The sequence below is a fragment of the Xanthomonas sp. WHRI 10204 genome, assembly GCF_040202875.1.
GTDB lineage: Bacteria > Pseudomonadota > Gammaproteobacteria > Xanthomonadales > Xanthomonadaceae > Xanthomonas.
In genome coordinates this window covers 429415-439691 of the sequence record NZ_JBEGDW010000002.1, presented here as the reverse complement: position 1 = coordinate 439691, position 10277 = coordinate 429415, and the positions used below count along the sequence as shown (strand labels likewise).

7 protein-coding genes are annotated in these 10277 nt (G+C 66.4%); 3 read left to right on the top strand and 4 right to left on the bottom strand.

All coding sequences use genetic code 11. The annotated features are described in order from the left end of the window. Positions 1-153 precede the first annotated feature (153 nt). A complete protein-coding gene (locus ABQZ00_RS12635) occupies positions 154-2559 on the bottom strand; it encodes a penicillin acylase family protein (RefSeq protein ID WP_323538178.1) in 2406 nt (801 codons plus the stop codon). A gap of 265 nt (positions 2560-2824) precedes the next feature. On the opposite strand from ABQZ00_RS12635, the gene bfr reads away from it, so the two are divergent. Continuing rightward, a complete protein-coding gene (gene bfr / locus ABQZ00_RS12630) occupies positions 2825-3310 on the top strand; it encodes a bacterioferritin (protein ID WP_074059611.1) in 486 nt (161 codons plus the stop codon). Positions 3311-3590: 280 nt separating this feature from the next. Here the strand turns inward: bfr and ABQZ00_RS12625 are convergent, their stop codons facing one another. The 3 genes from ABQZ00_RS12625 to ABQZ00_RS12615 form a co-directional block, all read right to left on the bottom strand. Then, positions 3591-4247, bottom strand: a complete 657-nt coding sequence (locus ABQZ00_RS12625) for a thiopurine S-methyltransferase (RefSeq protein WP_323538179.1) — start codon at positions 4245-4247, stop codon at positions 3591-3593. Between the two features lie 791 nt (positions 4248-5038). Continuing rightward, entirely contained in the window at positions 5039-7282 is a 2244-nt protein-coding gene (gene parC / locus ABQZ00_RS12620; protein ID WP_055845059.1) for a DNA topoisomerase IV subunit A, read from the bottom strand. Positions 7283-7342: 60 nt separating this feature from the next. Then, positions 7343-8194: an AraC family transcriptional regulator gene (locus tag ABQZ00_RS12615; RefSeq protein ID WP_311240157.1), complete on the bottom strand. Its 852-nt coding sequence runs from the start codon at positions 8192-8194 to the stop codon at positions 7343-7345. 122 nt (positions 8195-8316) lie between these two features. Between ABQZ00_RS12615 and ABQZ00_RS12610 the strand changes: the two genes are divergently transcribed. Both ABQZ00_RS12610 and ABQZ00_RS12605 read left to right on the top strand, forming a co-directional pair. Further along, the gene (locus ABQZ00_RS12610; RefSeq protein WP_323538180.1) at positions 8317-8757 is read left to right on the top strand and encodes a MarR family winged helix-turn-helix transcriptional regulator; all 441 of its coding nucleotides are present in this window, start codon (positions 8317-8319) and stop codon (positions 8755-8757) included. Next, a complete protein-coding gene (locus tag ABQZ00_RS12605) occupies positions 8754-10268 on the top strand; it encodes an efflux transporter outer membrane subunit (protein WP_323538181.1) in 1515 nt (504 codons plus the stop codon). The genes ABQZ00_RS12610 and ABQZ00_RS12605 overlap by 4 nt, the downstream gene beginning before the upstream one ends. Positions 10269-10277: the final 9 nt, after the last annotated feature.

Genomic DNA, 10277 nt, shown 5'->3' with positions numbered 1-10277 from the left:
CGGACAACGCCAGCGCGTTTACTGCGGCTGCAAACGCAGCGTGTGCGTTGTGGTGGTCGGCAGGTCTCCCGCAGGAGAGGGGCTACTGCGGCTCAATCATTTCTTCGCTTGCATCGAGACCGGTATCCGACAGATCGGACAACGCCAGCGCGCTTACTGCGGCTGCAAACGCAGCGTGTGGGTTGTGGTGGTCGGCAGGAATGGCGTGGGGCGGCCGTGGACCCAGTCGTCGTGGCCGGCGCCCCAGAACGGCGATAGTGGGTGGCCGCTCTGGCCGCCGGGCATGTGCACGATGCCGTCCTGCTCGTGGCCGGGCGACACCACCATGCGTTCGGAGGCGCCAAAGGCCGGACCCTGGACGCGCGGCATGTCGCGATCGCCTGGGAGTTGGTCGGCCGGCATGCACAGCCAGCGCGCGGCCAACGCCGGCAGCGCGCGTGCGATCGGGTGGCAGATGGCGGCGGTGTTGCGCTCGCCCCAGGTGCGTTTGTCGAGTGGCTGGCCTGGGTCGGCCTGCGCCACCAACTCTGCCTTCGCACTGCGTGCGGCATCGCTCAGCAATTGGTCCCAGCTCGCAAAGGCAGGTGGAAGCAGGTTGGCGGGGCGCTGCTGCAAGATCGGCCAGACGATGCCTTCCAGCTGTGCGCGACGCGGCGTCAGGAACTGCTCGCCCAACGCGGATTGGGCGGGCGCCAGCAGACCGGCTTCTACCGCATCGATGATCTTGCTGCGGAAATCGCGCACGATGCGGTAGCTGGCCGACGTGGTGGATGCATGGCCGTCCCACTGGCGCGTTGCTTGTTCGATCTGCTGCAACGCCGGGTCTTTGCTGTGCTCGACCACGCCGCGTAGCAGCTGCCACCAACGCGTCAGCAACAGCGCACGGTCGTCCAGCTGGATCGCCAGCAGATCGCGCTCGCTAAAGCGCTGCTTTGCGAACAAGTCGTCGCGGATCTGCTGCGCACGCGCGCCGAGGTCGTAGCCGGCATTGCCAAGCGTGGCCAGTTGTTGCGTATCGACCACGCGGCTATTGGCCGTCCATAGCCGATGCGAGGGCGGGTCGACCAATGCCGGCGCCGCATCGCTGCGCACCGGCCATGGCATGCAGGTGGCCGGTGGTGTGACGGTCTGCGCAGGAGGTGTGGGCAAGGTCGGCTGCGCTGCGGGGGGCGCAAGCTCGGCAATGCCGGTCGGGCCGCATCCGGCGTTGCGTGCAGGACGTGCGCCGATCAGGCGCCAGGCGATGCGCCCGCTGCGGTCGGCCAGCAACAGGTTCTGTGCCGGAATGCCCGAGCGGTCGGCCACTTCAAATGCGCTCTGCAGGTCGCGTGCGCTGCTCATCTGTGCGAAGTCCAGACGGATCGCGCCGGGCAGCTGCGCGGCCCAGCGCAGCGCCAGCAGGCTGCCATCCGGGTTTTCATGCAGGATCGGCCCCCACGCGGCTTCGCGCACGTCCAGACGCACCGGCGCAGCGCCCGCCACACGAATCGTTTCCACATGCGTGGTCAGCGCTTGCGGATGCTCGGGCGTGGCGGCGGGAATCCGCGCAAAGTCGGCGGTGTCGATATAGCTGTTGGTGAACGCCCAGGCCACATGGCCATTGCTGCCGACCACCACCGCAGGCAGGCCGGGCAGGGTGAAGCCGGTGACGTCCACCTTGCCGTCCGGCGCCGCGGCGTCGGGATAGCGCAGCCGCGCGCGGAACCAGATGTTGGGCGCGCGCAGGCCCAGATGCATGTCGTCGGCGACGATGGCGCGGCCGTCGGCCGTGAGGCTGCCATCCACTGCAAAATTATTGCTGCCCGGGGTGGGTTGCTCGGCAGGCGGTGTAGCGGGCGGATGCGGCAAGCGACGCAGATCCAGCGCAGCCGCATCGGGTAACACGGCATCGCCGTGCGCGGCGCCGAACAGTGGCGCGTCCCAGCTGGAGCCTTGATGATCGAGCAGCGCCGCCAGGGCGGGCGGCACCACGGCGCGGATGCGCGCGGCAGCCAGTTCGGTCTGATTGTCGCTGTCCTGCAGGTCGGCATACATCGCCAGGCCGGTGAGGATGGAGTCCTCCAACGTCCAGGCGCGCGGGGTCTGGCGCAGCAGCAGATATGGCCACGGCCGCACCGGCAGCGCGGCCAGACCTGCATTCACGCCGTCGGTGTAGGCCTGCAGAGCCGCGCGCTGGCTGCCGGCGGCGATGTCCAGGTTGGCATGCACGCGTGCGCGCAGCCGATGCACGCGGTTGCGCTTGTCCAGATCCACCGCTTTGGGGCCGAACAGTTCGGACAATTCACCGGCAGGCGCGCGGCGCATCAGATCCATCTCGAAATAGCGCTCCTGCGCATGCACGTAGCCGAGTGCGCGCATCGCATCGGCCTGGCTGGCCGCGTCGATGGTGACCACGCCGTTGTGGTCGCGCTGCACGCCGACTGGGGCGGTCAGGCCGGTCAAGGGCGTGTCGCCGTCCAACTGCGCCAGGCTGCCGCGCAGCAGCAGATACAGCGTCAGGCCGGCGGCGAGCACCAGCACCACAGTTGCCAACATCAGCCGGGTCAGCCATTTGCGCATCGTCTATTCCTTGGAGCGTGGTTCGTGGGTAGCCGACAGACCTGGGCGGGCAGTGGGGCGGGAGCAGCAGCACCGGCGCATCAAATGCAGTGCCGGCCGACACCGCCCGTTTGCCGCTGCGCCGGGGTGGTGTGGGGCGTCTTAGTGTGGCCGCAGATCATGACTGCGAGTGGTCTTGCCGCAAGCGCAACTGAAAGTGATTCCGATTAGATCATTGCCTGCCGGCTTAGTGCACCATGCGCGCATTGCGTTGCTGGAGCACACCATGAAAGGCCATCCCGAAGTCGTCGATTACCTCAAGCAGCTGCTACGCGGCGAACTGGCGGCACGCGACCAGTACTTTCTGCATTCGCGCCGCTACGAGGATCAGGGCCTGATGGCACTGTACGAGCGCATCAACCATGAGATGCAGGAAGAGACCGAGCACGCCGACGCGTTGCTGCGTCGCATCCTGTTCCTGGAAGGCGACCCGGATATGCGTCCGGCGGAGTTTGCGCCAGGCAAGACCGTGGTCGAGATGCTCGAGCGCGATTTGGTGGTGGAATACGAAGTACGCGCGGCGCTCGCTGCCGGCATGAAGCTGTGCGAAGAGCACGGCGATTACGTCAGCCGCGACATGCTGCTCAAGCAGCTGCAGGACACCGAAGAAGATCATGCCTGGTGGCTGGAGCAGCAGCTCGGCCTGATCAAGCGGATCGGCCTGGAGCTGTACCAGACCTCGAAGATCGACAAGGGCCACGTGGCCGGTTGATTGCGGGATCGCTGCTGACCGCTGTGCGGTGCAAGGCCGCGCGGCGGTGGCGGTGGCGGCGTATGGGCCAGCGCGATAGACGGCCCACGCATCGATTGCGCCCCGATCGGATGTGCTGATCTCATCGCTCTACCGCTCGTCGAGCTGAGCTAGATCGCCGGCTTGGTGCCGGCGTTTTTCGTCAGGGCCGTCCAGGCGTCGAGAGTGGTGTTGCAGACCTTGTCTCGACGTTGTCTGGGGTCAGCCGCGATGTAGCCGACACCGGCGGTGAGGCCGGGTGTCAGCTGCGTTGCAGGCGATACACCGCGGTGGATAGTGCGGAGACGCCATCGGCACGGAAGCGCGGTTCCTGCTCCAGGATGTCGCGCTGTTCCAACTGCTGCACCTGCCATTGCGCATGAAACAGCGTCTGCACCTCGGCCGCATCCACCGCGAAGGGTGGGCCGGCCTTTTCGGCTTGCGGATAATCCAGCGTGATCAGCAGCCCGCGACACATTGCAGGCAAGCGCGCGTAGGTAGTTTCCAAGTACTGCCGGCGCAGATCCGCCGGCAAGGCCACCAGCGCGGCACGGTCGTAGACCGCCGTGCAATCGGCCAACACGCTTGCGTCCAGCGCAAAGGCGTCGCCGCAGATGATCTCGATGGGGCCGGCGACGAAATGTTCGCCAGCGCTGCTGGTGTGGCGCTGCGGTTGCAGGTTGGCCTCATCGAAGAACTGCGTCACGGCCAGCGGCGAGAGCTCCACGCCCAGGACACGATGGCCTTGCGCAGCCAGCCAATGCAGATCCAGCGTCTTGCCGCAGAGCGGCACCAATACGCGTGCAGCGTGTGGCAACTGCAGTGCGGGCCAGTGCTTTTGCAACAGCGGCATCACCTCATCCTGATGAAAGCCGGTCTGCCCGTCCTGCCAGCGCTGTAGCCAGAAGTTTGTGTCCATGCTGTTGCCTTGTTGGTTTGCGTTGACGAGTGACGTAGTGGCGGGAATAGCAGTGACATCTCAGATCTAAAGGAGCCGATCAGACCGCACCGCGCCGGGCATCCGCGCGACATGCACACCGACCATCTTGACTGGTCCTTGCCCGCCAGCCGTCGCGGGACCTTATGCGGCATGGATGCCGCATAAGAGCTACATGGACGTACTTGCAGCGTGTCCTGCGATGGTGGGCGGGCAAGGGCCCTGCAGTAAATCCGCAGATCAACCACGCTACAACCGACGCATCTGCACCGTGCGAGGCAGAGCTTGAGCTTCAGCGTCGTCTCGTTGTTCCAAGCCGAGCTGATCGAGGGCGCGATGCCCTCAGCGCTCGCGGGACACGTCGTATATCCATCCATGGAGACTCCGTGGCGACATCCATGTCGCCACAGGGTCCCGCGAGCGCTGAGGACATCGCACCTGCAATTTGGCCGTGTGCTGATAGGAACCACAACGCCGGCCGCGCCTATCTGGCGGTGATTTTATTAGCCACTCAAAACGCCCGGACAACGTGCAGTCGCGCGGCGCGTCAGCGAACCACCGTTACTGACCTTCCAGCCTGTCCACCTTTTGTTGCGCCTCAGTGAATCAGGGCTCAGCGTCAGTGCCAACCGCGCCGCCGCGCATCACCGCGCATCACCGCGATGACAGACCGTTACTGCACTTCCAGTCCGTCGATCTTTTGCCGCGCCTCAGTAAACCGCGGCGGCGAAGATACCAACCGCGCCGCCGCGCGCCGATTGGATGACAGATCGTTACTGCACTTCCAGTCCATCGACCTTTTGCCACCCTCGCGGCAACAACGACCCACGACTCGCACGTGTGCCCACATACGTGTCCAGATCCTTGAACGACAGGCTCATGGTGCGCGCGCCGCTGCGTACCAACAGGGTGTTGCCCGGTGCCACCGCGACCACCGCCACCACGCGCTCGGTGCCGAGTTTGGCCTTGGGGATCTCGATGATCTTGTTGCCTTTGCCCTTGTCCAGCTCAGGCACGTCGGTGGCCGGCACGGCCAGCAGGTTGCCGGCGCTGGTGACGGCAACGATGCGGTCGGTCTGCGGGTTGCTCACCTGCGCTGGGCTCAGCACATGCGAGCCCGCGGTCAGGTTGAGCATCGCCTTGCCGGCCTTGTTGCGGCCGGTGAGGTTTTCGAAACGGGTCACGAAGCCGTAGCCGTGCGAGGACGCCAGCACGAAGCGGGTGGCGTTGTCGGCACTGGCCATGACCTGGAACGAGGCGCCGGAGGCCGGCGAAAAACGCCCGGTCAGCGGTTCGCCGTTACCACGTGCAGAGGGCAGGGTATGCACGGCAGTGGAATAGGCGCGGCCGTCCGAATCCAGAAACGCCACCTGATGCGTGCTGCGGCTACGCACCGCGGTCAGCAGGCTGTCGCCATCGCGATACGACATGCCGGCCGGATCGACCTCGTGGCCCTTGGCTGCACGCACCCAGCCCTTTTCCGACAGCACCACCGTCATCGGTTCGCTGGCGACCATCTCGGTTTCGTCGATCGCCTGCGCGGCGCCGCGCTGCACCAGCGGCGAGCGACGTGCGTCGCCGAACTTCTTGGCGTCGGCGGTGAGCTCGTCCTTGATCAGCTTCTTCAGCTTGGTCTTGCTTTCCAGGATGGCCATCAACTGCGCGCGTTCCTTGGCCAGCGCTTCCTGCTCGCCGCGGATCTTCATTTCTTCCAGGCGCGCCAACTGACGCAGCTTGGTTTCCAGGATGTATTCGGCCTGTTCCTCGCTGAGCGCGAAACGGGCGATCAACACCGGCTTGGGTTCGTCTTCGCTGCGGACGATGCGGATCACTTCGTCCAGATTGAGGAAAGCGATCAGCAAGCCTTCCAACAGGTGCAGGCGACGCTCGACCTTCTGCAGGCGATGGTTGAGGCGGCGGGTGACGGTGTCGCTGCGGAAGGTCAGCCACTCCGTCAGCAGCTGGCGCAGGTTCTTGACCTTCGGGCGGCCATCCAGACCGATCACATTGAGATTGACGCGGTAGCTGCGTTCCAGATCGGTGGTGACGAACAAGTGGCCCATCAACTGCTCGGCATCCACGCGATTGGAGCGCGGCACCAGGACGACACGCACCGGGCTGGTGTGGTCGGATTCGTCGCGAATGTCTTCCAGCCACGGCAGCTTCTTGGCGCGCATTTGCTGGGCGATCTGTTCGATCACCTTGGACGGCGACACCTGATACGGCAGCGCATCGATGACGATGTTGGCGTGTTCCCGTTTATAGGTGGAACGTGCGCGCACGCTGCCATGGCCGGTCTCGTAGATGGCGCGCAGGTCGGCGGCCGGGGTAATGATTTCCGCAGTGGTCGGATAGTCCGGACCCAGCACGTGTTCGCACAGGTCGGCGACCGTGGCATCGGGGTCGTCGAGCAGGCGCAGCAGCGCGCTGACGATCTCGTTGAGGTTGTGCGGTGGTACGTCGGTGGCCATGCCGACGGCAATGCCGGTGGTGCCGTTGAGCAGCAGATGCGGCAGGCGGGCCGGCAACCAGGTTGGCTCTTCCAGGGTGCCGTCGAAGTTGGCCGCCCAGTCGGTGGTGCCCTGGCTGATCTCGCCCAGCAGCACTTCGGCGATCGGGGTGAGCTTGGATTCGGTGTAACGCATCGCCGCGAACGACTTGGGGTCGTCGGTGGAACCGAAGTTGCCCTGGCCTTCGATCAGCGGGTAGCGGTACGAGAACGGCTGCGCCATCAGCACCAGCGCTTCGTAGCACGCGCTGTCGCCGTGCGGATGGTACTTACCGATGACATCGCCCACGGTGCGCGCGGACTTCTTCGGCTTGGCGGCCGCGTTCAGGCCGAGCTCGCTCATCGCGAAGATGATGCGGCGCTGCACCGGCTTCAGGCCATCGCCCAGGAACGGCAGGGCGCGGTCGAGCACCACGTACATCGAATAATCGAGATAGGCGCGTTCGGCGTACTCGCGCAGCGGCAGCTGTTCGAAGCCGTGGAAGGTGGGGCGGGTCAGATCGGTCATGTAAAGCCAGGTCCTGCGAAAGAAGAACCCGCACCAGAGCGCGGACTCGAAGAGCGCCGATTATCCGGATGCGGCGGGGGATGCCAAGCCGCGCGCGTGGCCGGCAGCCAGATAACGGGTGGGCGGGGCGCCGAAATGGCGGTGAAACACACTGACGAAGGCACTGGGGCTGCTGTAGCCGAGCTGGTCGGCCACCTGCGCCACGGCGCTGCCCTGGCTGAGCCGGCGCAGGCCTTCGGCCAGCCGGGCCTGCTGGCGCCACTGCGCAAAACTCAACCCGGTCTCGTCGCGAAAATGTCGGCTCAGGCTGCGCGGCGACAGCCCGCCCCAATCGGCCCAGGCATCGAGCGGGCGCGGGTCGGCGGGGGTGGCGAGCAATTGCCGGGCAATCCGCAGCAGGCGGCGGTCCGCCGGCATCGGCAGGTGCAGGTGGTCGATCTGGACCTGGCATAGCTCGTCCAGCAGCACCGCGGCCAGCCGTTGCTGGGCGGTATCCAGCGGCTGATCCAGCGGCCAGCTGGCGGCGCGCATGATCGCTTCGCGCGCCAACCCGGTTAGCCGGATCACGCCGCCTTGCGCGGGCAGGGCGGCGCAGGCATCCGGCCGCACCACCACGCCCCAGCCGCGCATCGGACCGGCCAGCTCCACGGTGTGCTGCTGGCCGGGCGGCATCCAGCCGGCGCAGCCCGGTGGCAGCGACAGCGCGCCTTGCTCGGTGTGCACGGTCAGCACCCCTTGCTCGACAAACATCAGCTGCCCACGCACATGCGTATGCCAGGCGGTCTCCGGCGCCCACACCGCGCGCAGGTCGGCCAGGAAAGCGATCAGCACCGGCCCGTCGGCCCATTCGAAGCTGGCACGTACGCCAGGGGGAAGGGCGTCCACGGTCGTTGGCGAGTTTTCGATAGTCATTGGCCTGATTGTATTACCGGGCCAGGCAGAGTGGCGCGTAAGGTGACGATCCTTGCTGACGGTTTAATCCCGGCTGAGATATTTGCGTTGACAAATATATTTTTCGGAACAAAATGTGCTGCATGAATTCAACCCCCACCGCTCCGCCGTCGTTCGGGTTGCTGTTGCGCCAGGTGCGCGACGCGCTGATGCGTCAGCTCGAGGCCGAGATGAAGGGCGAGCTGCCCGACTTCGGTTTCAGTCACTACGTCGGTCTGAAGATCCTGGCAGTGCGTTCGCCCTGCACGGCCAACGAACTGGCGCAGGCTCTGGACCAGACGCCGAGCGCGGTGACCCGCCTGCTCGACAAGCTCGAGGCCTTGGGCGCAGTGCGGCGCGAGCCGCATGCCCAGGACCGGCGCGCGCTGCAGATCGTCATGACCGAGCAGGGCGTGGCGCTGTGGGAACGGCTGCGCTTGCGCGGCGAACGTGCGATTGAGCATGGCCTGCGCGACCTGGATGCCCCTGAGCGCGAGCAACTCACCTCCCTTCTTATCCGTGTCCGCGATGCACTCAACTCATGAACGCTGCTAGTTCCTTCATCCAGACGCTGCGCCCGCGCTCGATGCGCCTGGCGCGGCCGCTTGTTCTCACCGCGTTGACGCTGGCGCTGGCCGCCTGCGCCAGCAGCCGTGGGCTGGCGCCGCAAGGTACCGTGCTCGACGCCAGCCAGCTGCATGCCGAGCGCACGCTGGCGCAAGCCGGGCTGAGCCCGGCCGCATGGCCGGCTAGCGATTGGTGGCGCGCGCTGGGCGATGCGCAATTGAATGCGCTGATCGGCGAAGGCCTGCAGCACAGCCCCAGCCTCGACGCCGCCGACGCGCGCCTGCGCCAGGCACAGGCCCGTATCGGCACCGCGCAGGCCGATCGCGGCCCCAGCCTGTCGGTCTCCGGCGGCTACGCAGGCGTGCAGTTGCCCGAGTCGGTTGCCGGTGAGGAACGCGGCGGACGCTTCGGCGGTAACGGTCAGTTGGTGGTGGATTTCCGCTATGGCGTGGATCTGTGGGGCGGCAAGCGCGCCGCTTGGGAAGCGGCAGTGGACACCGCGCACGCGGCCGAGGTGGATGCGCAGGCAGCGCGCCTGAACCTGTCGGCGGCGATCGCCGAAGCCTATGCGCAGCTCGACTACGCCTGGCGTCTGCACGATGTGGCCGACGAAGAACTGGCGCGCTCGCGCAAGACCGTGGAGCTCACCCAGCAGCGCCGCAGTGCCGGCATCGACAGCGATCTGCAGCTGCGTCAGGCGCAGGCCCGGGTGCCGGCCGCGCAGCAGCAGGTGCAGTCGGCGCAGCAGCAGATCGACGAGGCGCGCAACGCGCTGGCGGCGTTGCTTGGCCAGGGCCCTGACCGCGGGCTGGACATCGCACGCCCGGTGCTGGGCGCGACCATTGCCGCGCAGCTGCCGAGCAACCTGCCGGCCGATCTGCTCGGCCGTCGCCCGGACGTGGTGGCTGCGCGCTGGCGCGTGGAGGCGGCCGACAAGGACATCGCCACGGCCAAGACGCGCTTCTATCCCAGCTTCAACATCATCGCCCTGGGCGGCGTGGTGAACCGCGATGTCGGCCAGTTGCTGGAAAACGCGTCGGTGTTCGGTGTGGTTGCGCCGGCATTGAGCCTGCCGATTTTCGACGGCGGCAAGCTGCGTGCCAGTCTGGCCGGCAGCGATGCCCAATACGACCTGGCGGTGGCCGACTACAACCAGAAGGTGATCGCGGCGCTGCGCGAAGTGGCCGACCAGGCCAACGCAGTACGTTCGCTGGAGCAACGCGCACGTGCGCAGGACGACGCCGTGCAGACCGCTGCTGCGGCATTCGATCTGGCGCAGCAGCGCTACCGCGCCGGTATCGGCGGCTATCTGGACGTGCTCAGCGTGCAGGAGCAATTGCTCGTCGCACGCCAGCGCATGGCCGGGCTGCAGTCGCAACAACTTTTGGCCTCGGTGAGGTTGCAACGTGCGCTGGGCGGCGGATTCACGCCGGAGCCCGCACGCGACACCGCACACACCGCGCCCACTTCCGCACAACCGAATTCCTGAGACATCGAC